21 protein-coding genes are annotated in these 25,004 nt (G+C 70.7%); 6 read left to right on the top strand and 15 right to left on the bottom strand.

The window, feature by feature from the left end:
* Both E1286_RS12690 and E1286_RS12685 read right to left on the bottom strand, forming a co-directional pair.
* Positions 1-1,266, bottom strand: a 1,266-nt coding sequence (locus E1286_RS12690; protein WP_132611969.1) for a hypothetical protein, incomplete at its 3' end; no start/stop codon positions are given.
* A 175-nt stretch (positions 1,267-1,441) separates the two neighbouring features.
* The gene (locus E1286_RS12685) at positions 1,442-2,950 is read right to left on the bottom strand and encodes an LCP family protein (RefSeq protein ID WP_246074799.1); all 1,509 of its coding nucleotides are present in this window, start codon (positions 2,948-2,950) and stop codon (positions 1,442-1,444) included.
* Between the two features lie 254 nt (positions 2,951-3,204).
* Between E1286_RS12685 and E1286_RS12680 the strand changes: the two genes are divergently transcribed.
* The 4 genes from E1286_RS12680 to E1286_RS12665 all read left to right on the top strand — a co-directional run bounded on the left by E1286_RS12680 (position 3,205) and on the right by E1286_RS12665 (position 7,724).
* Entirely contained in the window at positions 3,205-3,933 is a 729-nt protein-coding gene (locus E1286_RS12680; RefSeq protein ID WP_132611967.1) for a hypothetical protein, read from the top strand.
* 62 nt (positions 3,934-3,995) lie between these two features.
* A complete protein-coding gene (locus E1286_RS12675) occupies positions 3,996-5,159 on the top strand; it encodes a thiolase family protein (RefSeq protein WP_223189864.1) in 1,164 nt (387 codons plus the stop codon).
* Complete coding sequence (locus E1286_RS12670) at positions 5,156-7,243, top strand: 3-hydroxyacyl-CoA dehydrogenase NAD-binding domain-containing protein (protein WP_132611963.1); 2,088 nt, start codon at positions 5,156-5,158, stop codon at positions 7,241-7,243. Before E1286_RS12675 ends, E1286_RS12670 begins: the two co-directional genes overlap by 4 nt.
* A 100-nt stretch (positions 7,244-7,343) precedes the next feature.
* Positions 7,344-7,724: an SSI family serine proteinase inhibitor gene (locus E1286_RS12665; RefSeq protein ID WP_165969705.1), complete on the top strand. Its 381-nt coding sequence runs from the start codon at positions 7,344-7,346 to the stop codon at positions 7,722-7,724.
* Positions 7,725-7,774: 50 nt separating this feature from the next.
* Here the strand turns inward: E1286_RS12665 and E1286_RS12660 are convergent, their stop codons facing one another.
* On the bottom strand, positions 7,775-9,247 hold the full coding sequence (locus E1286_RS12660) for an amino acid permease (protein WP_132611959.1): 1,473 nt from the start codon (positions 9,245-9,247) through the stop codon (positions 7,775-7,777).
* Positions 9,248-9,361: 114 nt separating this feature from the next.
* Positions 9,362-11,242 carry a 1-deoxy-D-xylulose-5-phosphate synthase gene (dxs, locus tag E1286_RS12655; RefSeq protein WP_132611977.1) on the bottom strand — a complete coding sequence of 627 codons (1,881 nt, stop codon included), beginning with the start codon at positions 11,240-11,242 and terminating at the stop codon, positions 9,362-9,364.
* 133 nt (positions 11,243-11,375) lie between these two features.
* On the opposite strand from dxs, the gene E1286_RS12650 reads away from it, so the two are divergent.
* Together E1286_RS12650 and E1286_RS12645 are read left to right on the top strand one after the other, a co-directional pair.
* Positions 11,376-12,272, top strand: a complete 897-nt coding sequence (locus E1286_RS12650) for a neutral zinc metallopeptidase (RefSeq protein WP_132611957.1) — start codon at positions 11,376-11,378, stop codon at positions 12,270-12,272.
* A gap of 46 nt (positions 12,273-12,318) precedes the next feature.
* Entirely contained in the window at positions 12,319-13,083 is a 765-nt protein-coding gene (locus E1286_RS12645; RefSeq protein ID WP_132611955.1) for a neutral zinc metallopeptidase, read from the top strand.
* Here the strand turns inward: E1286_RS12645 and E1286_RS12640 are convergent.
* The 11 genes from E1286_RS12640 to E1286_RS12590 form a co-directional block, all read right to left on the bottom strand.
* Positions 13,076-14,287, bottom strand: coding sequence for an ROK family transcriptional regulator (locus tag E1286_RS12640; protein WP_132611953.1), 1,212 nt, complete (start codon positions 14,285-14,287; stop codon positions 13,076-13,078). The genes E1286_RS12645 and E1286_RS12640 overlap by 8 nt on opposite strands.
* A 35-nt stretch (positions 14,288-14,322) precedes the next feature.
* Positions 14,323-15,585, bottom strand: coding sequence for a sugar ABC transporter permease (locus tag E1286_RS12635; protein ID WP_132611951.1), 1,263 nt, complete (start codon positions 15,583-15,585; stop codon positions 14,323-14,325).
* The gene (locus E1286_RS12630; RefSeq protein ID WP_132611949.1) at positions 15,582-16,346 is read right to left on the bottom strand and encodes an ATP-binding cassette domain-containing protein; all 765 of its coding nucleotides are present in this window, start codon (positions 16,344-16,346) and stop codon (positions 15,582-15,584) included. Before E1286_RS12630 ends, E1286_RS12635 begins: the two co-directional genes overlap by 4 nt.
* Positions 16,347-16,404: 58 nt before the next feature.
* The gene (locus E1286_RS12625; protein ID WP_132611947.1) at positions 16,405-17,514 is read right to left on the bottom strand and encodes a sugar ABC transporter substrate-binding protein; all 1,110 of its coding nucleotides are present in this window, start codon (positions 17,512-17,514) and stop codon (positions 16,405-16,407) included.
* Between the two features lie 368 nt (positions 17,515-17,882).
* Positions 17,883-18,758: a sigma-70 family RNA polymerase sigma factor gene (locus E1286_RS12620; RefSeq protein WP_132611945.1), complete on the bottom strand. Its 876-nt coding sequence runs from the start codon at positions 18,756-18,758 to the stop codon at positions 17,883-17,885.
* Positions 18,755-19,147 (bottom strand): VOC family protein, encoded by a 393-nt coding sequence (locus E1286_RS12615; RefSeq protein ID WP_132611943.1) that lies wholly within the window; start codon positions 19,145-19,147, stop codon positions 18,755-18,757. Before E1286_RS12615 ends, E1286_RS12620 begins: the two co-directional genes overlap by 4 nt.
* 301 nt (positions 19,148-19,448) lie before the next feature.
* Positions 19,449-20,429 carry a sugar-binding transcriptional regulator gene (locus E1286_RS12610; RefSeq protein ID WP_246074798.1) on the bottom strand — a complete coding sequence of 327 codons (981 nt, stop codon included), beginning with the start codon at positions 20,427-20,429 and terminating at the stop codon, positions 19,449-19,451.
* A gap of 134 nt (positions 20,430-20,563) precedes the next feature.
* Positions 20,564-21,565: a D-ribose ABC transporter substrate-binding protein gene (locus E1286_RS12605; protein ID WP_223189860.1), complete on the bottom strand. Its 1,002-nt coding sequence runs from the start codon at positions 21,563-21,565 to the stop codon at positions 20,564-20,566.
* Between the two features lie 80 nt (positions 21,566-21,645).
* Positions 21,646-22,785, bottom strand: a complete 1,140-nt coding sequence (locus E1286_RS12600; RefSeq protein ID WP_132611939.1) for an ABC transporter permease — start codon at positions 22,783-22,785, stop codon at positions 21,646-21,648.
* A complete protein-coding gene (locus E1286_RS12595) occupies positions 22,778-24,319 on the bottom strand; it encodes a sugar ABC transporter ATP-binding protein (RefSeq protein ID WP_132611937.1) in 1,542 nt (513 codons plus the stop codon). The genes E1286_RS12600 and E1286_RS12595 overlap by 8 nt, the downstream gene beginning before the upstream one ends.
* Positions 24,316-24,993: a DUF2291 domain-containing protein gene (locus tag E1286_RS12590; RefSeq protein WP_132611935.1), complete on the bottom strand. Its 678-nt coding sequence runs from the start codon at positions 24,991-24,993 to the stop codon at positions 24,316-24,318. The genes E1286_RS12595 and E1286_RS12590 overlap by 4 nt, the downstream gene beginning before the upstream one ends.
* Between the last annotated feature and the right edge of the window lie 11 nt (positions 24,994-25,004).

Below are 25,004 nucleotides of genomic sequence, written 5' to 3'. Positions count from 1 at the left end.
GGTCTGGGCCGGGGCGGATTCCTGCGTGGAGTCGGACTGCTCGGTGTTGCCGCCGCTGCCGCCGTCGCCCGTTGACTCGTCGGCCGTGTTGTCCGAGCCCTTGCTGTCACCGGTGTTGCCGCTGCCCGTGGTGCCGCTGCTGCCGGTGCCGGAGCTGTCGCCTACCCGCCGTTCGGAGACGCGGGCGGGGCCGTCGTTCTCCTCGGCCGACGTTTCGGTGGCGCGCGGGCGTTCCGGGCGCTGCGACGGCTCGCGCGTGGGCCGGGCGCGCTGCTCGGCGGGGGTCTGCGGGGTGTAGCCGGAGTTGTCCGGCTGGTCGGCGACCTGCTCGCGCGGCTTGGACGGCTTCGTCGGCTCCGTGCTCTCGGTCGGCTCCTCGGCGACCTCCTCCTCGACCGGTGTGTCCTCGGGGAACGACGACTCGGAGGGCGCGCTCACGTCCCCGACGCTCGCGCACCGGCCGCCCGCGCAGGGGTCGTCGGCGGACGTGCCGGTGAGCATCCAGCCGACGCCCACGCCGACCGCCACCACCGCGGCCGCGGCGACCAGCAGCGTCCTGGTACGGCGGCGCACCTCACGCTCACCGCGCGGGTGCTCGTGGGAGTCGTGGGAGTCGTCGGTCCAGCCCGAGCCGAGGAACCCGCGGCGGGGGCGGTCGTCGTCGTCGTCGGCGTCGTAGCCGCGGTCGAGCGGCAGGTAGGACGGCTCGTCCTCCACCGGGTACGCCCCGCTGTCGCCGTCGCGCCGCCCGGACTCGCGGGAGTCGCCGTAGTCGTGGCCCGCGCCCGCCATCGCGCTCGTGCCGAGGACGTCGTCGTGCCCGGCGCCCCGCACGTCATGGGGCCCGCTCGTCCCGTCATGAGGTCCACTGGCGCCGCCCAGCACGTCATGGGAGGAGTTCCCGCCGCCCCGCACGTCATGGGAGGAGCTCCCGCCCCCCAGCACGTCACGAGACGCGCTGCCACCGCCCAGCACGTCGTGGGACGGGTCGCCACCGCCCAGCACGTCGTGGGACGGGTTACCGCCGCCCAGCACGTCGTACGGCGCCGGGCCGTCGAGCACGTCGCGCACACCCTCACCCGGACGCGGCTCGACCGGTTTGTCCAGCGGCAGGATGTAGGTCTCGTTGCCGGAGACCTGGATGGCGGGCTGCTCGTCGGTGTCCTCGGTGCTCCACCGCGGCGACAGCACGTCCCCCGTCAAGTCGGGGTTCGACGACCTACCCTGCCCATCCTCGTACGACCTGTCGTTCTCGTCGCGCGCCACGATGGAACCTCTCTCACACGTATTCGGACAGCGCCCTTTCCTAGCAGAATCAACCACACATTGTCCGGAATTTTCACTTGTTTACCTAAAATAACGCTCCGTAACAACCGCCCCAATGGCGTGCGGTTTCGTGTGACTTACGGAGACGTGCCCGATCAGCGCCCCGCGACCGAGGTCACAGGCAAGGATTGGTGCTGGTGTCGACGACCTTGTCCTTGAGCGAGTCGGGGATCGCCGACAGCACCCGCACGCCCGGCCAGTCGGCGCCGATGACGAGCTGGATGACCGGACCGCCTGGCGTCTTGGCCGCCTTCGACTCGTACGGCTCCGCGGTGAGCGGCTTGATCTTGCCCTCCACCGGCGTGCGCTTGTCCTTCGACAGCCGCGCGGCCACCACGTCGCCGTACGCGGGCCCGTCCTGGGCGTCCTTCTTGGCGTAGCGGATCGTCGTGGTCGCGGCCTGGGCGGCGTTGCCCACGTGGGTGACGACGAAGCCCTGGGCGGCCAGTTCCTCGGCCACCTGCCCCGCCTTGCCCTGCTCGCCGGTGGCGTTGAGGACCTGCACCCGTACCTGGCTGTGCTCGATCTTGGGCGCGGCGGACTTGCCGGGCGTCGGGGCCGCGGTGACCTCGACGTCGTTGCGCACGCTCTCGAAGAAGTTGCCGGCCGCCGGCTGGGCGAACTGCACCCGGTCCGTGTCCGGCGGGTACGGCTCGACGGGCACCGTGATGCCCTTGAGCTCCTTGGCGGTCAGGCCGCGGACGCTGTCGGCGATCTCCAGCATGCGATCGACCGTGAGCTCCTCGTCCACGGTGACGGCCCCGACGGCGGCCTGCACGAAGCTGTTCAGCCTGGCGGGGTCGGTGAGCAGGCCGCCGTCGGTGACCTTCTCGGCCACCTTGGTGAGGAAGACCTGCTGGCGCTGGATCCGGCTCAGGTCGCTGCCGTCGCCGAGGGAGTAGCGGGTGCGTACGTAGCCGAGCGCCTGCTCGCCGTTGACCACGTGCTTGCCCGCGCCGAGCTGGAGCTTGGCCTGCGGGTCGTTGACCGGCTTGGGCAGGCAGATCTCGATGCCGCCGATGGCGTCGATGATCGACTTGAAGCCGGTGAAGTCGACCTTCACGAAGTGGTTGATCTTGATGTTGGTGAGCGACTCGAGGGTCCTGATCGTGCAGTTGATGCCGCCGTCGTTGAAGGCGGAGTTGATCTGCCGGATGCCGGCCGGCAGGACTGCGCCGCCCCGGCCCTCGCACTCGGGGATCTGGACCATGGTGTCGCGGGGGAAGCTGATCACCGTGGCGTTGTCGCGGTTGGGGGCGATGTGCAGGAGCATGATCGTGTCGGTGCGCTCGCCCGTGCCCTGCGACTTGGCGCCGTACACCTTGTTGTCGCCGTCGCGGGAGTCGGAGCCGACGAGCAGCACGTTGAGCGCGCCGGTCTCGGGCGGGCGGTTCGCGCCCGCCTCGATCGGCTCGGTCTCCAGGCCGCTCAGGACGTACCGGTAATAGCCGTAGGCCCCGAGCAGGCCGGCCACCAGCACGACGGTCATGACCACGCTCACCCATCCGAGCGGGGTCAGCGGGTTGCGCGGCGGCCCGGATCGGCCTCTGCCCCGCCGCTCCGGCGGGGCAGGCGGTGGAGCGACCCGGCGGCCGAGAACCGCGTCGTCCCGCTGCCCTCTCACGCTGTCCACTCCTCGAGCCATGATCGCGAAGCATAGTCACCAGCCGGAGCGCGCGAGGGCGACTCCGGCCACAAAGCCGGCTCGCCGCTCCGTCACCACGAGAACGTGTCTGCCCCGACACCCCCGCCTGACCAGGCACGCAGGGAAGTCCCCCCGCGCTGATGGTAGACGCGCACAGCGCGATCAGCGAGGGCTCCATGCAAAGCCGACGAATTCCGGGCGCCATGACACACGGTGACGTCATCATGACGTTCATGCTGTTGACCGAGATGACGCCCCTCCCCGGCGCCCGGGACGTCGCCGGCCTGCGGGCCGGGGCCGACGCCGCCCGCCGCCGCGCCTTCGTCGCCGTCATCGCCTCGATCGCGCTGCTGGCCACCACCCAGTTACTCGCCGAGCGGGCCCCGACCAGGGAGCAGACGCTGCCGCTGGCCGTGCTGGCGCTGGCCGTCTTCGCCGCCGCGCTCCCGGCACTGGCCGTCACCCAGTACGTCTGGGGCGTGCGCGCCCGCCGGGTCCGGCGTCGCGAACGCGAGCTGTACGGCCTGGCCCGCTCCGGCCGGGCCCGCCCGCTGACCCGGCTGGCCGTCGCCTGCGGCTGGACGGTGACGCTGCTGCTCGGCTGGACCCTGCCGCGCTTCTTCCACGAGTCCGCCCTGCACGCCTTCGCCAACGCGCTGAGCTGGGCCGTCGAGGCGCTGTCGGTGGTCAGCGTCGCGGCGGGGGTGTCGTTCGCGCTGTGGTGGGCACGGGACGTTGTGGGGATACTGGCGCGTGCCGTGCGCTCGGGTGGGTCACCTGGCGATCCTTGGGATCCCGGCCGCGGCGCGCGCCCACGCGTGGGCCCGGCACTCCGGACGGGTGCGGTCCTCGCGGTCGCGGTCCTGATCGCGGCCCGCGCGCACCTCTGGGAGCCGGCCTCGTGGCTGGTCTACCTCCTGGTCACGGCAGCCCTCGTCTGCGCGGTAGTTACCGACGAGTAGCATTGGGCGCGGAACCACATCCAGCAACGAGGAGCGAATCCGTGCCTTCCTCTCGTGACGTCGTGTTCGTCGACGGCGTTCGCACCCCTTTCGGCAGGTCGGGGCCGAAAGGGCTGTACGCCGAGACCCGCGCCGACGACCTGGTCGTCCGGGTCATCCGCGAGCTCATCAGGCGTAACCCCACCCTGCCGCCCGAGCGGGTGGACGAGGTCGCCATCGCCGCGACCACCCAGATCGGCGACCAGGGACTGACCATCGGACGCTCGGCGGCGGTGCTGGCCGGGCTGCCCAAGACCGTGCCCGGCTACGCCATCGACCGCATGTGCGCGGGCGCGATGACCGCCGTCACCACGGTCGCGGGCGGCATCGCGTTCGGCGCGTACGACGTCGCCATCGCGGGTGGGGTCGAGCACATGGGCCGCCACCCGATGGGCGAGGGCGTCGACCCCAACCCGCGCTTCCTGTCGGAGAAGCTGGTCGACCCGAGCGCGCTGGTCATGGGCATGACCGCGGAGAACCTGCACGACCGCTACCCGCGGATCACCAAGGAGCGCGCGGACGCGTACGCGGTGCTGTCGCAGGAGAGGGCGGCCAAGGCGTACGCCGACGGCAAGATCCAGCCTGACCTGGTGCCGACCGCGATCCGGACGGCCGAGAAGGGCTGGGGCCTGGCGGTCGAGGACGAGGCGCCCCGGCCCGGCACCACGATGGAGGCGCTGAGCGGGCTGAAGACGCCGTTCCGGCCGCACGGCCACGTCACGGCGGGCAACTCCTCGGGCGTCAACGACGGCGCCACCGGCTGCGTCGTGGCCGCCGCCGACGTGGCGGCCGAGCTGGGCCTCACGCCGAAGATGCGGCTGGTGTCGTACGCGTTCGCGGGCGTGGACCCGGAGGTCATGGGCGTGGGGCCGATCCCGTCCACGGAGCGGGCGCTCCGCCTGGCGGGTCTCGATATTTCGGACATCGGGTTGTTCGAGATCAACGAGGCGTTCGCCGTCCAGGTGCTGGCGTTCCTCGACCACTTCGGCATCGCCGAGGACGACTCCAGCGTCAACCCGTACGGCGGCGCGATCGCCTACGGCCACCCGCTCGCCTCCTCCGGCGTGCGGCTGATGACGCAGCTCGCGCGGCAGTTCGGCGAGCGTCCCGACGTGCGTTACGGCATCACCACCATGTGCGTCGGCATGGGCATGGGCGGCACTGTGATCTGGGAGAACCTGGCATGAGCGGTATCGAGACCTGGCGCGCGCTGCTCGGCGAGCGCAACCCGGACGAGGTCGTCACCAAGGCGCTGGTACGCGACGTGCAGCTGCCCGGCGGGGCCGGCACGATGGCGCTGATCACGCTGGACAACGGCTTCGACCACACCAAGCCCAACACGTTCGGCACGCGCGGCCTGCTCGCGCTGAACGGCGCGCTGTCGGAGATCGCCGCGCGCACCGACCTGGCCGCGGTGGGCGTGACGGGCAAGCCGTTCATCTTCGCCGTCGGGGCCGACCTCAAGGGCGCGGCCGACGTGACCACCCGCGAGCAGGCCCTGGCCATCGGGCAGCTCGGCCACCACGTGTTCCGCCGGCTGGGCGAGCTGCCGATCCCGTCGTTCGCGTTCGTCAACGGCGCGGCCATGGGCGGCGGCCTGGAGATCGCGCTGCACTGCACGTACCGGACGATATCCTCGGGTGTGCCCGGGCTGGCGCTGCCGGAGTGCTCGCTCGGCCTGGTGCCGGGCTGGGGCGGCACGCAGCTGCTGCCCCGCCTGATCGGCCCGGCGAACGCGATCAAGCTGATCGTCGAGAACCCGCTGGCGCAGAACCGCATGATCAAGGGCGCGCAGGCGTACGACCTGGGGATCGCCGACGCGATGTTCGAGCCGGCCGACTTCCTGGAGGAGTCGCTGCGCTGGGCCGCCCGGGTGCTCCAGGGCGAGGTGAGCGTCGAGCGGCCGTCCCACGACGGCTGGAAGAAGGCGGTCGCCGACGCCCGCTTCCTGGTGGACATGAAGCTGCACGGGGCCGCGCCGGCGCCGTACCGGGCGCTCGACCTCATCGCGCTGGCCGAGACCGCCACCCGTGACGAGGGCTTCGCCGCCGAGGACGAGGCCCTGGCCGACCTGCTCATGAGCGACGAGCTGCGGGCCGGGCTCTACGCCTTCGACCTGGTGCAGCGCCGCGCCAAGCGGCCGGCGGGCGCGCCGGACAGGTCGCTGGCCCGCAAGGTCGCCAAGGTCGGCGTGGTGGGCGCGGGCCTGATGGCCTCGCAGATGGCGCTGCTGTTCGCCCGCCGCCTGGAGGTCCCGGTCGTGCTGACCGACCTCGACCAGGCCCGCCTCGACAAGGGCGTCGGGTACGTGCACGCCGAGGTGGACAAGCTGCTGGCGAAGGGCCGCGTCTCCGCCGACCAGGCCAACCGGCTCAAGGCGCTGGTGACCGGCTCGCTGACCAAGGATGCCTTCGCCGACGCCGATTTCGTCATCGAGGCCGTCTTCGAGGACCTGGCGGTCAAGAAGCAGGTGTTCGCCGAGGTCGAGGCCGTGGTGTCGGCGGAATGCGTGCTCGCCACCAACACCTCCTCGCTGTCGCTGACCGAGATGGGCGCCGGCCTGGCCCACCCCGAGCGGCTCGTCGGCTTCCACTTCTTCAACCCGGTCGCCGTCATGCCGCTGCTGGAGATCATCCGCGGCGCCGCGACCGACGACGCCACGCTGGCCACGGCGTTCGCGGTCGGCAAGTCGCTGAAGAAGTCCTCGGTGCTGGTCAAGGACGCCCCGGCGTTCGTGGTGAACCGGCTGCTGACCCGCTTCATGGGCGAGGTCATCAGCGCCGTGGACGAGGGCACGCCGCTGGAGACGGCCGAGCACGCGCTCGACGGGCTCGGGCTGCCGATGACGCCGTTCGCGCTGCTGCAGCTCGTCGGCCCGGCGGTCGGCCTGCACGTGGCCGAGACGCTGCACGAGGCGTTCCCCGACCGCTTCGGCCTGTCGGAGAACCTCGCCAAGCTGGTCGCGGCGGGCAAGCCGGGCGTCTACCGTCCGGACTTCACGCTCGACCCGGAGGCGGTGGCGCTGTTCGAGGGCGGCACGGCCCCGTCCACCGCCGAGCAGGTGCGCGAGCGGGTGCTGACGGCGCTGGCCGCCGAGATCCGCATCATGCTGGACGAAGGCGTGGTGGCCGCGCCGGAGGACATCGACCTGTGCATGATCCTCGGCGCCGGCTGGCCGTTCCATCTGGGCGGGATCACGCCGTACCTGGACAGGTCGGGCATCTCCCAGCCGCGGTTCCTCGCGCCCGGGGTGGCGTCCGTCCCCGCCTGATCTGGTGCTCCCGGTTTTGGAGGCGCGCACGACGGGCCTCCACTCCGGGTTGTGTACTCTCTCGTAGCGTTCCATGCCTACCTACGAACGGAGAGTCACCATGCTGAGAGCAGCCGGTGCGATCGCGCTCTGCGGAGCCGTCCTGCTGGGCTCGTCCCCCGCCCTGGCCGCGCCGCCGCCGAAGGTGCAGGTCAAGGTCATCTACGCGGTCAAGGGCGGCGAGACCAAGTCGGTCTGGCTCCACTGCGGGCCCACCGGCGGCGACCACCCCCGCGCCCAGGCGGCCTGCCGTCTGCTGGAGAAGGCCAAGGGCCAGCCGGGCGAGCTCAACATCAAGTCGGCGGCGGCCTGCAAGAAGGAGCTCAAGCCGCACGCCGCCGCGGTCGTCGGCCGCTGGAACGGCCAGGTGCTGAAGTGGGGCAAGGTCTACGCCAACGGCTGCCAGATGCGGGCGGCCACCGGGGCGCTCTTCGCGCTCTGACGCGGGCCGGGCGCCCCCCGTTCTCCCCCCGGGGCGGGCGCCGGCGCGGCTCAGCCGCGCGTCTTCTGCCACGGCATCGCGGTCCGGCTGTGCCAGTAGCCGTAGGTGAAGTAGAGCACCACGCCGAGGACCATCCAGATGAGGAACCTCAGCCACGTCTGCGCCGGCAGGTTGAGCATCAGATAGAGACAGGCCAGCACCGACAGGATCGGCAGCACCGGCACCAGCGGCGCCCTGAAGGCCCGCGGTAGGTCCGGGCGCGTCTTCCGCAGCACGATGACTCCGGCCGAGACCACCACGAACGCGAACAACGTCCCGATGTTGACCAGCTCGGCCAGCTCGCCGAACGACACGAACCCGGCCAGCGCCATGGTGACCACCCCGATGATGACCGTGAGGCGGGCGGGCGTGCCGAAGCGCGGGTTGACGATGGCGAGCGAGCGCGGCAGCAGGCCGTCGCGGCACATCGCGAACAGCACCCGGGTCTGGCCGAGCAGCAGCACCAGCACCACGGTCGTCAGACCCGCGACGGCGCCCACGCTGATGATCGTGCCCAGCCAGGCGTGGCCCACCGAGGTGAACGCGTCCGACAGCGGCGCGGCCGTGCTCAGCTCGCTGTAGCGCTGCATGCCGACGACGACGAGCGAGACGGCGACGTACAGGACGGTGCAGATGGCCAGTGAACCGAGGATGCCGCGGGGCACGTCGCGCTGCGGCTCGATGGTCTCCTCCGCGGCCGTGGCCACGATGTCGAAGCCGATGAACGCGAAGAAGACGATCGCGGCGGCCGAGAAGATGCCGATGACGCCGAACGCGACCGGCGTGATGCCGAACAGCAGCTGGATGAGCGGCGCCTTGAGGCCCTCCACCCGCTGCGTGGCCACCGCCTCGGGGATGAACGGCGTGTAGTTGGCGGCCTTGACGAAGAACAGGCCCGCCACGATGACCAGCAGCACCACCGCGATCTTCGTGATCACCAGGATCAGGTTGACCCGCGAGGACAACTTGATCCCGGCCACCAGGATCACGGTGAGGGCGAGCACGATCAGCATGGCCGGCACGTTGACGACGGGGTTCTCGCCCGCGATGGACGGGGGCAGGCCGAGGCCGATGGAGGACAACATGGAGGCCACGTAGCCGGACCAGCCGACCGACACCACGGCGGCGGCCAGCGCCAGCTCCAGCAGCAGGTCCCAGCCGATGATCCAGGCGGGGAACTCACCCAGCGTGGCGAAGGAGAAGGTGTAGGCGGAACCGGCGACGGGGATGGTGGAGGCGAACTCGGCGTAGCACAGGGCGGCCAGCCCGCACACGACGCCGGCGACGATGAACGAGATCGCCACGGCGGGTCCGGCCAGCTCTTTGGCGACCTGCCCCGTGAGCACGAAGATTCCGGTGCCGACGATCACGCCGATGCCGAAGACGGTGAGGTCGGTGGCGGTCAGGCGCTTTCGCAGCTGGTGCTCGGGGTCTTCTGTGTCGCGGATCGACTGTTCGACGCTCTTCGTGCGAAAGATGTCCACGCTCGGCGATCCTTCCCACACCGCCGGTGATCATGCCCGTGGAAAACGCGGGATTCCCTTACCGCTCGGGGGATCGCGAGGCCGGGGACGGTCCGACCGGCCCCGGCGAACTCGTCAGCTGCGGGCGGGCTCCACGGGGGAGGTGCGCTTCGCGATGGCCTCGGTGATCTGGCGGGCGAGGTCCTGCCCGGTCAGCCCGATCCGGCCGAGGATCACGGCCCGCTTGGCGTGGTCGAGGAAGCGCTGCGGGATGCCGAAGGTGCGTACGGGCACGTCGACGTCGGCGTCGCGCAGCTGGCGGGCCACAGCGTCGCCCACGCCGCCCACGCGGCCGTTGTCCTCGACCACGGCCACCAGCTTGTGCGCGCCGGCGGCCAGGGCCAGCGCGTCGTCGAGCGGCTTGACCCAGCGCGGGTCGACCACGGTGGAGGCGATGCCCTGGGCGTCGAGCAGGACGGCGGCGTCCATGCAGACCTGCGCCATGGGGCCGACGCCCACCAGCAGCACGTCGGGCTCCGCCTCGGCGGCGCGCAGGAGGTCCATCTCCCCCAGCTTGCCGACGGCATCGAGGGGCTGGGCGACCGGGCCCTTGGGGAAGCGCACGACGGTCGGGCCGTCGGAGACCGCCACGGCCTCGCGCAGCAGCTCGGTCAGCCGATCGCCGTCGCGCGGCACCGCGATCTTGAGCCCCGGCACGACCTGGAGAATCGACAGGTCCCACATGCCGTTGTGGCTGGCGCCGTCGTCGCCCGTGACGCCGGCCCGGTCGAGCACCACCGTGACCGGCAGCCGGTGCAGGGCGACGTCCATGAGGAGCTGGTCGAACGCGCGGTTGAGGAAGGTGGCGTAGACGCCCACGACCGGGTGCATGCCGCCGAGGGCGAGCCCAGCGGCGCTGGTCAGCGCGTGCTGCTCGGCGATGCCGACGTCGTAGATGCGATCGGGGAACGCCTCGGCGAACGCGTTGAGCCCGGTCGGGTGGAGCATGGCCGCGGTGATGGCGACGAGGTCGTCGCGCTCCTTGCCGAGCCGGACGAGCTCCTCGCCGAAGACGTTGGTCCAGCTGCGGTCCTTGGGCTTCTCCGCCCCGGTGGCGCGGTCGAAGGCGCCCGGGGAGTGGAACTGGTCCTCGTCGTGGTTCTCCGCGGGCGTGTAGCCGCGGCCCTTCTGGGTGAGGGCGTGCACGATGACGGGGCCGCGGAAGTCGCGGGCCTTGCGCAGCGCCGCCTCCATGGCCTGCTCGTCGTGGCCGTCGATGGGGCCGACGTATTTGAGCCCCAGGTCCTCGAACATCACCTGCGGCGCCAGGACGTCCTTGACGCCCTTCTTGAAGCCGTGCAGGGCGTCGTAGAGGACGGGGACGTTGCCGAGCTTGTCCTTGACGTACTCGAGGACGTCCTCGTAGCGGCGGTTGACGCGCAGCGAGGACAGGTGGGAGGCCAGGCCGCCGATCGTGGGCGAGTAGGAGCGGCCGTTGTCGTTGACGACGATGACGACGGGCAGGTCTTTCACGGCGGCGATGTTGTTGAGCGCCTCCCAGGCCATGCCGCCGGTCAGGGCGCCGTCGCCGATGATCGCGACGACCGTGCGGTCGTGCTCGCCGCGCAGTTTGTAGGCCTTGGCCAGGCCGTCGGCGTAGGACAGCGCGGTGGAGGCGTGGGAGTTCTCGACGAAGTCGTGCTCGGACTCGGCCTGGCTCGGGTAGCCGGACAGGCCGCCCTCCTGCTTGAGCGCGTCGAAGCCGGTGGCGCGGCCGGTGAGGATCTTGTGCACGTACGCCTGGTGGCCGGTGTCCCACACGACGGGGTCGTGCGGCGAGTCGAAGACGCGGTGGACGGCGATGGTGAGCTCCACCACACCGAGGTTGGGCCCCAGGTGGCCGCCGAACCTGGCGCAGGAGTCGACGAGCAGGTCACGGATCTCGCCCGCGAGCCGCGGCAGCTCCTCGTCAGTGAGTCGTTTGACGTCCTGCGGTCCCTTGATCGAGCCCAGCAACCCGCTCACGGATGCGACTCCCCTCTGCTCTGTTCGCCGACCTCCCAGAGTCTAGTTCGCAAAGGCCCCGTTGACTCCATCGAGTCAAAGTGCGCACACATATGTCCGATCTTGACCTAGTCTTGCGGACCATATGAATTCCGTCACCAAGGGCAAAGTGGTAGCGATCGTGGCCTCCGTCGCGGCTCTTGCCGTGGTGTTGGCCGCCCTGGTGGTGGTGCTGGCCGACAGAGCCACGACCTCGGCGGCGTCCCCGCCCGCCGCTGCCGGGCAGTCCGCCGCACCGCCCCCGAAGGACCAGGCGGGGCAGAAGCAGGGGGGCGGCGCGGCGCAGGGCGTGCGGATCGCGACGGCGAACCCGCTCTACCGCACCGGGCGGCTCACCGACGTGAACTGCCGGCCGGGCGACCTGCCCACCGGGAGCATGACGGCGTACCGGCGCTTCCTGACCCGGGTGACGCAGTGCCTGAACAAGGCGTGGGCCGCGCAGTTCCGCAAGGCCGGGCTGCCGTTCACCAAGCCGGAGCTGCGCATCATCACCCGCCGGGTCACGACGCTCTGCGGGACGTGGAACACCGGCGCCGACGGCGTCTACTGTTCCACCGACCGCACGATCTACCTGATGATCGGCAAGGACCAGTTACGCAACCCGTTCCCGCTCGGCATCACCCGCCTGGTCGCCCACGAGTACGGCCACCACGTGCAGCAGGTCTCGGGCGTGTGGGGCTACTACTGGGCCGCGCGGACGATCGCCGGCAAGGCCAGGCGGCTGCAGCTGTCGCGCAACTCCGAGCTGCAGGCCGAGTGCTTCTCGGCGGTCTTCATGAGCACCATGAAGGGCACGCCGCTGGTCACCGACGCCGACTGGGCGTACACGGTCGACTGGTTCAGGAAGAACGGCGCCAAGGGCTGGCCGCAGAACGACCACGGCAGGGGCCCCACACAGGCGGCGTGGATGACCCGCGGCTTCAACCGGGGCACACCGGGCGCCTGCAACACCTGGGCCGCCAGCCCCCGCAACGTGACCTGAGCCGCCCGCTCCCCGCTCGGCCGGGAAACGTCTAGGATCCGCGATCGTGCGCATCTTCCTCCTGGCGCCGCTCCTGTGCCTGCCCGTGATCCTGGGTGTGGTCCTGGGCGTGCCCGCACCGGCCCTGGCGGCCCCCGGTCCCGGGCAGGGCGGCGGGCTGATGGGCGTGATGGGCGGGGAGGTGGTCCCGCATGACTGCGCGATCCCCTCGATCCGGGCGGGCCGGGTGGCCTCGCTCCGGTCCTTCCACCGGGCGACGGCCGAGTGCGCCGACCGTTTCTGGGCGGGACGGTTCGCCGCGGCGGGGCTGGCGTACACGCCGCCGGCGGTCCAGATCACGACCGGGGACGACTCGGTCTGCGGGGCGATAGGCGGCAGCGGCGCGCAGTACTGCCCGCAGCAGCGCACGATCGTGATCCGCGTCACCGAGGAGGACGTGCGCGAGCCGTTCAGGATGAATCTGGCGCATTCGGTCGCCCACGAGTGGGGCCACCACGTGCAGGGCCTCATCGGGGTGCTGTCCGCGCAGAGCGCCCTGTACGGCCCCGCCTCCGGCGACGCCCGCCGGCTGCTGAACCACCGGCTGGAGATGCAGGCCGAGTGCTTCGCCGGCGTCTTCTACAGCGCCGCGCTCGACTCGATCGACCCCGGCATCGGATGGGAGGCGTGGATGGACGCGGTCCGCCTGGCCGACGAGAGCGACATCCACGGCAAGCCGCGCAACCTGGCGTTCTGGCAGAACCGCGGCTACCGGGGCGGGGCCACGGGCTTCTGCAACACGTGGACAGCCGGCCGGGACAAGATCAGCTGAGCCGGCCGTGCGCCCGCGCCAGCACTTCCAGCGGGTCGGACAGCACGTTGGAGAAGGCCAGCTCGGCGGCGCCCACGAGGGTGGCGGCGTCGCCCAGCGACGAGGTGCGCAGGCGCAGGCGCTCGCGCTGCGGCGCCATCGCGTGCAGGGCGAGCTGGCTGCGGACCTGGGCCGCCGAGCCGAGGTAGATCTCCCGCAGCATCCCCCCGAAGACCACCATCTCGGGGTTGAAGATGTTCACCAGGTTCGCCACCCCGAGCCCGAGCCACTCGCCGACCCGGTTGAGCGCCTCCTGGGCCACGATGTCGCCGCGGTCGGCGGCCTCCACCACGGCGCGGACGGCGTCGCGGCCCTGCTGCCCGCCGAAGCGGCCGGCCGACTCCAGCAGCGCCCGCTCCCCCACCTCCGCCTCCAGGCAGCCGTGGGAGCCGCAGCCGCAGGCCCGCCCGCCGGGGTTGACCACCATGTGGCCGACCTCGCCGCCGTAGCCCTCGTGGCCGCCGAGCAGGTGGCCGCCGGCGATGATGCCGCCGCCGATGCCCACGTCGCCGTGCAGGTAGATGAGGTCGCGCGCGGCCGCCCCGATGCCGCGGCTGTGCTCGGCCAGGGCGCCGAGGTTGGCGTCGTTGCCGACGCTGACGGGCAGGCCGAGGCCGAGCCGGCGGGCGAGCTCCTCACCGAACGGCACCTCCTCGGCCTTCAGGTTGGGCCCGAACCGCACCACGCCGTCGCCCTTGCGCACCCCGCCCGACACGGCGGCCGCCGCTCCCACGCAGACGGTGTCGGCGGTGGTCTTGCGCCGCATCCGGCGGGCGAACCCGGCCAGCACCTCGGTCAGCTCGTCCAGCTGGAACGCGCCGCGCTCGCGCACGGCCTCGCGGCGGTCGAGGATCACCCCGCCGAGCCCGACGCGGGCGGCGGCGAGCCGGTCGGGGCCCACGTCGAAGGCGAACACGTAGACCCGCGCCGACTCCGGCCGCACCACGAGAGAGGGCCGCCCGGCGCGGCCCGTCTCGCGCGGCAGCTCCTCGCGCACCAGCCCGGCGGCGGTGAGGTCGGAGGTCAGCGCCATGATGGTGCTGCGGTTGAGCCCCATCCGGTTGGTCAGCTCGGAGCGCGAGATCGGCCCGCCGAGGTGGACATGGCGGAGCAGAGCGCCGAGATTGTGGCGCCTGATGTCCTCCTGTGAGGGGCCGGCACGCATGGTCTGGGGTTCCCTGAAGGGCCGCGAGTCGCTGATCACCTTAGCCCGGCAGCGGACGCCCGTTTACGCGCCAGGGCGTCGACGCCCGCGGCCAGCAGCAGGACGGACCCGGTGACCAGGTATTTCACGCTGGCACCGTACCCCATCAGGCCCATGCCGTTCTCGATGACCGCCACCACGGCGCCGCCCATCACGGCGTCGAGCACCCGTCCCTTGCCGCCGAACAGGCTCGTGCCGCCGATGACGGCCGCGCCGACCGCGTACAGCAGGACGGAGCTGCCGCCGGTGTTCGGGTCGACGGAGCTGGCCCTGGAGACGGCCACGATGCCGCCGATCGCGGCCATCGAGGAGCAGATCACGAACGCCATGATCTTGATCCGGTCCACCGGGATGCCCGCCCGGCGGGCCGCCTCGGTGTTGCCGCCGACCGCGTACAGATGGCGGCCGAACGAGGTGCGGCGCAGCACCACCGTCCACAGGACCAGCAGCGCCAGGATGATCGGCACCACGATCGGCACGCCGGTCAGCGAGACGAGGTTGGGGTTGCGGCTGCGCTCGAGGTTGAGCGCGGCCACCGCGAGCCCGGCGATGAGCGCCAACGTGCCGACGCGGGCGCCGATCAGCCACAGCGGGTCGGCGGCCAGCTCCCGCCTGGTGCGGCTCCTGGCCCGGCGGAGCTGGACGCCGGCGTAGATCGCCACGCAGACGAGGTACAGGGCCCAGCCGAGCCACGGCGGCAGGTTCCTGTTGGCGATGGCGACGACCATCTCGTCGCGGATGGAGATGTTCGTGCCCTCGTCCACCAGCACCAGCACCAGGCCCTGGAAGGCGAGGAACGCGGCCAGCGTGACCACGAACGACGGGATGCCGACCTTGGCGACCAGGGTGCCCAGCACGACGCCGATGACCACGCCCGTCACGATGGCCGCCAGCATGCACACGTACCAGGGCAGGCCGGCGCTGGTGAGCGTGACGGCGAGCACCGCCGCGCAGACGCCGCTGGCGAAGCCGGCCGACAGGTCGATCTCGCCGATCAGCAGCACGAAGACCAGGCCCATGGCGATGAGCGTGACCGCGGCGCCCTGCGTGAACAGGTTGGCGAAGTTGATCGCGGTGAAGAAGGACGGCCGGGCCGTGGCGAAGACCGCGCAGAGCACGACCAGGCCGAGCACGGCCGGCAGCGCTCCCATCTCGCCGCCGCGCACCCGCTGGACGTACGCGACGACGGTGTTCCTGACCGACGGGGCCTGCGTCGCCGCGACGATGGCCTCCCCGGGGAGTTCCTTGACCTTGCTCATGCGGTGACCCCGTTCTTGAGGCCCAGCTCGCCGCTCCGGCCGGAGGTGATGAGCTCGACCACCTGCGCGTGCGTCACGTCGGCGGTCCTGACCTGCGCGGCCATCCTGCCGAGGTAGAGCGCCGCGATCCGGTCGGAGACGGCGAACACGTCGTTCATGTTGTGGGAGATGAGCACCACGGCCAGGCCGGTGTCGGCCAGCCTGCGCACCAGCTCCAGGACCTGCGCGGTCTGGGCCACGCCCAGCGCCGCGGTGGGCTCGTCGAGGATGACGACCTTGCTGTTCCACAGCACGGCCTTGGCGATGGCCACGGTCTGCCGCTGCCCCCCGGACAGGCTGGAGACCTGCTGCCTGATGGACGTGACCGTGCGCACGGACAGCCCGCTGAGCGTCCGTTCCGCCAGCTCCTCCATGGTGTCCTCGTCGAGGAGAAGGCCGTTCTTGCGTTCCCTGCCGAGGAACATGTTCTGGACGATGTCCAGGTTGTCGCAGAGGGCGAGGTCCTGGTAGACGATCTCGATGCCCAGTTCGCCCGCGTCGCGGGGACTGTGCACGTGGACCTCGCGGCCGTCGAAGAACATCTGTCCGGCGTCGATCGGGTAGATGCCGCTCACGCATTTGACCAGCGTCGACTTGCCCGCGCCGTTGTCGCCGACGAGCGCGGTGACCTCGCCGGCGTACGCGGAGAGCCCGACGTCGTGCAGGACCTTCACCGGACCGAAGCTCTTGTCGATCCCGCGCAGTTCAAGGAGGGGGGTCATGTGGCTCCCTAAACAGGGGGTACGGCCCCGCTCGTGGCGCAGGCCGTACCCCTCAATGTCATTGAATTCCCGCCTCGGTGCACTTCTCGGCGAAGTCGCCGGTGCACAGTTCCTCCTTGGTGACGTAACCGTCGGCCACCACGTCCTTGACGTTGTCGGCGTAGATGGCCTGCGGCTCCATCAGCTCGGCGGGCACGTCCTGACCCGTCTCCGGGTCCTTGACGCTGCTGGTCGCCGCCGGCTTCTCGCCCTTGGCCAGCGCCACGGCGAGCTTGGCCGCGGCGTCGGCCTCCTTCTTGATGGCCTTGTAGACGGTCATGCACTGGTCACCCGCGAGGATGTTCTGCAGGCCCTGGACGGTGGCGTCCTGGCCGGTGACCGGGATCTTGCCGTTGAGGTTGTTCTTCTTCAAGACCGTGATGGCGGCGTTGCCGAGGCCGTCGTTGGCGGTCAGCACCCCGGCGATGTCGGGCTCCTGGGTCAGCATCTGCTCGAAGATGGTGCCGGCCTGGGTGTTGTCCCAGTCGGGCACGGACTGCTCGGGGCCCTTGACGTACTCTCCTGCGTCGAACTTCGGCTTGAGCACGCCGTCGTAGCCGTTCTTGAACAGGGTGGCGTTGTTGTCCGTCGGCGAGCCGTTCAGGTAGGCCACGATCGGCTTGTCGGCGTTCTTGTCGGTCAGGCACTTGACCAGGCCCTCGCCCTGGAGCTGGCCGACCTTGGTGTTGTCGAAGCTGACGTAGTACTCGGCGCCGCCGCCGAGCGTCAGGCGGTCGTAGTCGATCGTGGCCACGCCCTGCGACCTGGCCTTGTCGATGACGGTCTTGCCCGTGCCGCTGTCCAGGTTCACGATCATCAGCACGGTGGCGCCGTTGGTGATCATCTGGTCGGCGATGGTCTGGAACTGTGTCTTGTCGTTCTGCGCGTTCTGGATGTCGTACTCCACACCGGCGGCTTCGAAGGCCTCCTGGAGGTACTTGCGGTCCGCCGTCTCCCACCGGTCGGAGGACTTGCTGTCCGGCAGGATGACGCCGATCTTCCCCGCGGGCGCCGATGGCGCGGCGGACGAGGTCGACGTCGTGGTCTGACCGCTTTCGCCCCCGCAGGCGGTGAGACCGAGGGCGAGCGCTGCTGCCGCGGCGGTCGTGCTGAGGATCCCCTTGCGCATAGTGCAGGGTCCTTTCTTCCGGAGGGGCCCGGATGAATGTTGTTTGCGGCAACGTATTCCGGGACGGCCTGCTTGGGAAGGGCGCCATTTGTTGTTTCAAGTAACAATCCAGAAACACCGCCTCAACCTGCACCACGCCCGCTGTTCGAGGCTGTGAGCCATAGTCGGCCTTTGGACGCGGTGGTCGGCCGCCAGTGAGGACCCGTTCCGGCCACGACCTGGAGAACGTCGAGGTGCCCGTGCCGGCGCTGCACCTGATCGGGGCCGCCGTCAGCTCCCTCGACACCCACCTGATCCAGATCGCCCTGCGCGGATCCGGCCTGGTACAAGCGGCTGAGCGCGGCCGAGCCCGCCCTGACGACACCGGCTCAGGCCGGGGCCGGCAGATGGATCGAGGCGAGTTTGGCCGGGTCGACGACGATGTGGATGCCCGTGATCCGGCCTTCGGCGACGGTGAAGGCGATGACGGAGAGAGGGGTTCCGTCGGGGCGCCAGGACATGTGGCCGCGGATGCCGTTGATCAGCACGGGTCGGTGGCGGGCGGCCTCACCGGAGAACATGCGGGCGCCGGCGGCGACCCCGGTGGCGCCGAGGGTGACGACCACGCCGTCGGGGGTGTCGACGGTCAGCTTCACGTTCGGGTCGAGGACACGCAGGAGCGCTTCGAAGTCGCCGCTGAGCGCGGCGGCGCGGAATGCCTGGACGGCTTCTTGGTGCTCGCGGCCGGTGCCCGCCGGCCGGTCCGTGGCTTGGGCCTTGCGGCGGGCGCGACTGGCGATCATCTTGGTGGCGTCGGTGGATTTGCCCAGGATCTGGCCGATTTCGTGGAAGGGGACCGCGAACATGTCGTGCAGGACGAACGCCAGCCGCTCACTCGGGGTGAGCGAGTCGAGCACGACGAGCAGAGCGAGGCCGACCGAATCGGCCAGCGCCACCTGATCGTCCGGCGCGAGGTCGTCGGCCGGCGTCACCACGAGGTCCGCGAACTCGTGCCCGTAGGCGGCCTCGGGGTGGGCTTGACGGGATCTCAGGAGGTCCAGGCTGATGCGGCCGACCACGGTGGTCAGCCAACCCGCCAGGTTGCCGATGCTCGCCTCGTCCTGGCGGACGAGGCGCACCCAGGCTTCCTGGACCACGTCCTCGGCGTCGGCGTGCGAGCCCAGCACGCGGTACGCGAGGGCGCGCAGCCGATCGCGCTGGGCTTCGAACGCCTCGGTCACGAGGCCGGAGGGGTGGGCGGTCACGGCTTTCGCCGCTGACGGAGCGAGACGCGGTTGCCGTCCGGGTCCACCGCCTCGACGCGGACCCCGAACGGATAGTCCACGGGTTCCCACTCTTCGAAGACGACGCCGCGCCGGCGCAGGATCTCGAAATCCTTTCGCAAATCATCGGATTCGAGGATCAACGGACCTGGCGCGGCATGCTGACCCACGTCGCCCGGCTGTCCCGCGGCCGCCGCATGCGACCACAGGAGGATCTGCACCGGGCTGTCGGGAACGCCCACCGTGAGGAACCGTCCGTCGGGCCCCGAGAAGTCGATCCGCTTTTCCAGGCCGAGTCGCTCGGTGTAGAACTCCAGCGCGCGGTCCTGATCGGTGACGTAGATCGTCACGTACATGATGGTGGTCAGCATCCTGTTCTCGATTCACTCGGGTGCGACGACCGTTCGTATTCGGTCGTCGCCCCTATGACGAGTGCCGACGGGAGAAGGTAACAGCACCGGTCCGCCGGAGCGGCTACCGGGCGCTCGGGGGTGTGGCTCGGCGGCACGCGTCCGGGCTCAGCACATGCCTCGGCCACGCCGACGACCGCTACCTGCGGCTGTGCACCAACCCACCCGACGACATCGCCGCCGGCTACGTCGAGGACCTCTGGCACCGTCCGGACGCCATCAGGCGGGGCCGCTGCTCCGGGGGTCGGCCTCCTGACCTGGGTTAACGCAACCGCGTGCCGCGGTTGAGCAGGGCCCGGGCGACCTCGACGTCGGTGATGAGGATGTTGACCCAGCCGCCGCGGACGGCTCCTCGTATCGCGGCGATCTTCGACTCGCCCCCGGCCACGCCGATCCGCCGCTCGACAGCGCGGAGCTGGTCGGGCGAGATGCCGATGATGCGATCGTCGAAATCGGCCTCGACGGGCCGCCCGTCGGCGTCGAAGTAGCGGGTGCACACGTCGCCGACCGCGCCGAGCTCCTCCAGCTGGCGCTGGTCCGCGGGTTCTATCGCGTTGCCGGAACGGCGCAGCAGGGGCGAGGGCTCCAGCGTGCCGATGCCGAGCAGGGCCAGGGTGAGCCGTGACCACGACTTCATCACCTCGGCCATGGCCGGTTCCTTCGACAACAGGTCGCGCAGCTCGCGGCTGTGCACCAAGGCGGCCGACGGCGCGAACACCGGCCGCGCCCCGGTGAGCTCGGCGAGCCTGCTGGTGAGCCGGGTCGCGTGCAGTTGCACCTCGGGGCTGCCCGACCCGCCGACGATCTGCACGACCTCCTCGGCGACCGGGACCGTCTTGGCGCGCATGGCGTTGACCGCCTCCAGGAGCGTCGCGCTCCAGGAGGAGATGCCGATGACGTCGCCGCCCTTGAGGGTGGCGTCGAGATAGGTGGCGGTCGCGGCGGCGAGGGCGGGGATGACGTCGGGGCCGACGCCGTCGGTGTCGACCACCACGGCGTCGCGCAGGTCGTACTGCTCGACCAGCGCCTCCTCCATCTCGGCGTGCACGCCATCGGGCGAGACCACGACGGTGCGCACGACACCGCGGGCGACGGCCTCCTTGAGCAGGCGCGAGACCCGGGGCTGGGACAGGTTGAGCTGCGAGGCGATCTCCGGCTGGCGCAGGCCCCGCTCGTGGTACATGCGGGCCACCTTGACCAGCAGCCGCAGATGGTCGGGGCTGGGAGTCGAAGCGATCGCCACGGGTTCGTCCTGTCTTCTCTTGCTCCGGCGGACGCCCCCGAAGGCGCCCGTGGAGCGTCCGGTCTGCATGGTAGACGGTGGGAACGGCCGAGGGGAGACGCGGGCGTCCTGCCTCGTCCCTCGGCCGTCACGGCTCACAGCTTCGCGAAGACGCCGTACTGGTCGGCGTTGTCCTTCGTGATGAGCTCACAGTCGATGGACTGCTTCTCCGGCTGGCCCGTGGAGCCCGTCTTGATGAACTTGTCGGCCTGCTCGACGGCGCGTTCGGCGCCCAGAGCAGCCGGTTGCAGCGCGGTCGCCAGCATGGTCCCCGCCTTGATCTGGGCGATGGCGTCAGGGCTGCCGTCGAAGCCGACCACGACGACATCGGTCTTCTTGGCGGCCTTGAGCGCCGCGACTGCGCCGAGGGCCATCGTGTCGTTGCCCGCGATCACGCCTTGGACGTCGGGGTTGCGCTGCAGGATCGTCTCCATCTTGGAGAAGGCCTCCTGCTGGTCCCAGTTCGCGGTCTGCACCGCGACCTTCTTCATGTCGGGGTACTGCGAGATGACGTCGTTGAACCCCTTGGAACGCACGCCCGCGTTGGTGTCGGACTCCTTTCCGGTGAGCTCGACGTAGTTACCCTTGCCGTCCATGCCCTTCACGAACTCCTGTGCGGCCAGCTGCGCGCCCTGAGAGTTGTTGGAGACGATCTGGGCCTTGGCGATGCCGGTCTGGTTGATCTCCCGGTCGATGAGGAAGACCGGGACTCCGGCGTCGGTGGCCTTCTTCACCGGGCCGATGGAGGCATCGGCGCCGGCGTTGTCGAGGATGATCGCCGCGGCCTTACGCGAGATGGCGGCGTCGATGAGCTCGCTCTGCTTGTTCGGGTCGTCGTCGTGCGAGGCGACCGAGGTCTCGTAGCCGAGGCTCTCGGCCTTCTTCTTGGCGGCGTCGGCCTCGGCCTTGAAGAACGGGTTGTCCGGCGACGGCGTGATGATGGCGATCAGATTGCTGCTGGCCGAGGAGCCGCCGGACGAGGCCGAGGCTCCCTCGGGCGCGTCGGACGATGACGATCCGCAAGCGGTGAGCGACAGCAGTCCTGCTGCCATTACCGCTGCGGCCTGGACGGCCAGGCGACGGCCGGGGTGGTTCATGGTTACCTCCATTGGGTGTCTCGCCGTCGGCTCGGCAAGGGGATGAGGCTGGGCATGGAACGTGCCGGTGAAGGGATGGGTCAGCGGTCGGATCTGGCCGCGGTGGCCGGTTCTGGTTCGGCCGCGGCGGCCACGGCGACCGCCGACGCGGCGGCTCCGCGCCGCTGGAAGCGCTGCTGGCTCTGGTCGAGGATGACGGCGACCACGATGACCGTGCCCTTGATGACGATCTGCCAGAACGTCGAAACGCCCAGGATGACCAGGCCGTCGGCGAGGAAGCCGATCACGAAGGCGCCGACCAGCGTGCCGCGCACGGTGCCCCGCCCGCCCGACAGGGCGGCGCCGCCGATCACCACGGCCGCGATGGCGTTCAGCTCGAAGCTGTCGCCCGCCTGCGGCGCGGCAGAGGTGAGCTCGGAGGCGATGATCAGGCCGGACATCGCGGCGCAGGCGCCGGAGACCATGTAGACGATCGTCTTGACCCGCTGCACGGGGACGCCACTGAGCTGGGTGGCCCGCTCGTTGCCGCCGGTGGCGTACAGCCAGCGGCCGAAGGCCGTCGAGCGGAGCAGCACGGCGATCAGCACCGCAAGAATGATCATGATCCAGATCGCCACCGGGAGACCCAGCGGCCGGCCGCCACCGATCCAGTCGAAGCCGGTGTTGTGCGTGCTGGGATCGCCGGCTAGATCGGGGTACGTCGTACCGCCCGAGATCAGCAGGGCCGCGCCGCGGGCGACGTACAACATGCCGAGGGTCGCGATGAAGGGTGCGACGTTCAGGCGGGTGACGAGGATTCCGTTGATCGTGCCGACCACGGCCCCGGCCGCGACGCACAGGATGACCACGGCCCACACCGGAGGGTAGGCGATGACGCCGAAGAGGCTCAGGTGCACGCCCTGGAGCAGCTCGCCGGCGATCACCCCCGACAGGCCGACGATGGAGCCGACTGACAGGTCGATGCCGCCCTTGAGGATCACCAGCAGCATGCCGAGCGCGAGCACCGCGTTGATGGCCACGTGCTTGGTCATCGTGATCAGGTTGTCGACCGTCAGGAACGAGTCCGACAGCAGGGAGAACACGATGATCAGGACGCCGAGCGCGATGAACGCGCGCAGCTCGAAGATGGTGTTGAGGGTCTTGAGCCGGCGGGCCTCCGCGGCCGCCTGCCGGCGTTGACCCGCCAGGGCCGCGTGGTCGTTGGTCAGTGTGTCAGACATGGCTGGTCTCTTCGCTGGTGTCGGCGCCGTCGGCCAGGCTCATCAGCCGGTCGCGGGTGATCTCGCCCGCCCGTAGGTCGGCGACCAGGCGGCCGCGGACCAGGACGAGCAGGCGGTCGGGAATGTGCAGGGCCTCTTCGGCTTCTGAGGTGGTGAACAGGACGGCCAGGCCGCGCTCGGCCTGCCGCGCCATCAGCTCGAAGACGTCGGCTTTGGCGGCGACGTCCACGCCGCGGGACGGCTCGTCGAGCAGCAGCACGCGGGGGCCGGTCATCAGCGCCTTGCCGATGACGACCTTCTGCTGGTTGCCGCCACTGAGCGAGCCGATCGGGGCGTCCGGCCCCGCCGTCTTCACCGTGACGTCGGAGATCATCGATTGCACGGCCTGGCGCTCACCGCCTCGGTCGACGATGAGCCGCCGGACGAACCTGGTCACCGCGGCCAGGGACAGGTTCTGGCCGACGCTCATGGTCTGCACCAGGCCGTCGCGCTGGCGGTCCTCCGGCACCAGGGCGAGCCCGGCCCGGATGCGCTGCCGGACGCCGCCGGTGACCGGCTCGCCATGCAGGCGGACCTCGCCGGACGCCGCGGGCAGCCGCCCGGCCAGGCATTCCATGAGCTCGGTACGGCCGCTGCCCATCAGCCCGTAGACGCCGACCGTCTCCCCCGCCCGCACGGTCAGCGAGACGCCGTCGACGGCCAGCCGGTCGGGGTTGGCCGGGTCGGCGACCGACAGCTCCACCGTCTCCAGCGCCACCGGCCCGAGCTTGGGGTCGCGGACGGGGAAGAGGTCGTCCTGCTCGCGCCCGACCATCTTGCGGACCACCCAGGCCAGGTCCACGTCGGCGGCCCGGGCCGTGGCCACCATGGATCCGTCGCGCAGCACCGCCACGTCGTCGGCGATGTCGAGCGCCTCCTCCAGGTGGTGGGAGATGTAGACGATCGCCACGCCGTGCGCCTTGAGCTCGTGGATGACTTGAAAGAGCACCTCCACCTCGGGCGCGCTCAGCGCCGACGTGGGCTCGTCCATGATCAGGATTCGGGCGTTCTGCAGCAGCGCCCGGGCGATCTCGACCAGCTGCTGCTGGCCGAGGCGCAGCTCGCTGACCGGCAGGTCGGGGTTGAGCGCGTCGTCGAGTCGGCCGAGCACCTGCGCGGCGGCCGAGCGCTGTGCCCGCCGGTCGAGGAAGAGGCCGCGGTGGATGCGCTCGCGGCCCAGGAACAGGTTGTCCTGGATGCTGAGGTTGGGGCAGAGGCTGAGCTCCTGATGGATGATCGAGATGCCCCGGTCGGCCGCGTCCCGCGCGCTGCCGAACTCCACCACCTGCCCGTCGAGCTGCACCTGGCCGGTTGTGGGCGACTCCACGGCGCTGAGGATCTTCATGAGCGTGGACTTGCCGGCGCCGTTCTCGCCGAACAGCACGGTGACCCGGCCGGGGAGGATGTCCAGCGAGACGCCCTTGAGCGCCTGCGTCCCGCCGTACACCTTGGTGACGTCGACCGCGCGCAGGACGGGGGCGGGCGGCGCGGTCACGAGGCGGCCTCGATCGAGATCGGGGTCACCGTCAGCACGTCGGCGGTCAGCGGCGTCATCGCGCCCACCACGGTGACCTTCTTCCCCTCCAGCGCATCGGGGTCGAGCGAGGCCAGCACCTTCGCCTTGACCTGGTTGTTCAGGGCCGTGCCGGCGTCGGCGTACTCGACCTGGTTGGTGAACTGGCCGAACTTGACGAAGCCGACGGCGTCGCGCAGCGCCGTGCCGTTGATCGCCGGGCCGATCTGCACCGACACCCTGGTGTCGTCGTCCAGCTCGGGCACCTTGACCTCCAGCAGGCCGCTCTCCGGCTTGCCGGCGGTGCCGGTCAGCGAGACCGCGAAGCTGTAGGGGCCGGTGCCGTCGCGGGCGCCGTACTTCTGGCCGGCCGCGTCGGGGTCGGCGGCGATCGCCTTCTGCAGCGTGACGATGTCGACGGCCTTCTCCTGGATCGCCGGCACCACCTTCGGCTCGTACGTCTGCGCGCCGTACTTCGCCGGGTCGAACTTGGCCTGCTCGCCCGCCCGCGGCGCGGTGTCCGGCCGGTACGTCGTGCTCGTCAGGATCGCGATGATCACGAGGACGAGCACGATCAGGCTGACGCGGCCGAGGGTGATCGGGCCGCGGCGGGCGGGGGCGCTCCAGCCGGGTGGCTGATCCTGCGCAATTGTCATGGCGTACTCCC

Source organism: Nonomuraea terrae, from assembly GCF_004348995.1.
Lineage (GTDB): Bacteria > Actinomycetota > Actinomycetes > Streptosporangiales > Streptosporangiaceae > Nonomuraea > Nonomuraea terrae.
The sequence above is the reverse complement of the archived record's forward strand: the minus strand, read 5'-3'. Positions and strand labels throughout refer to the sequence as shown.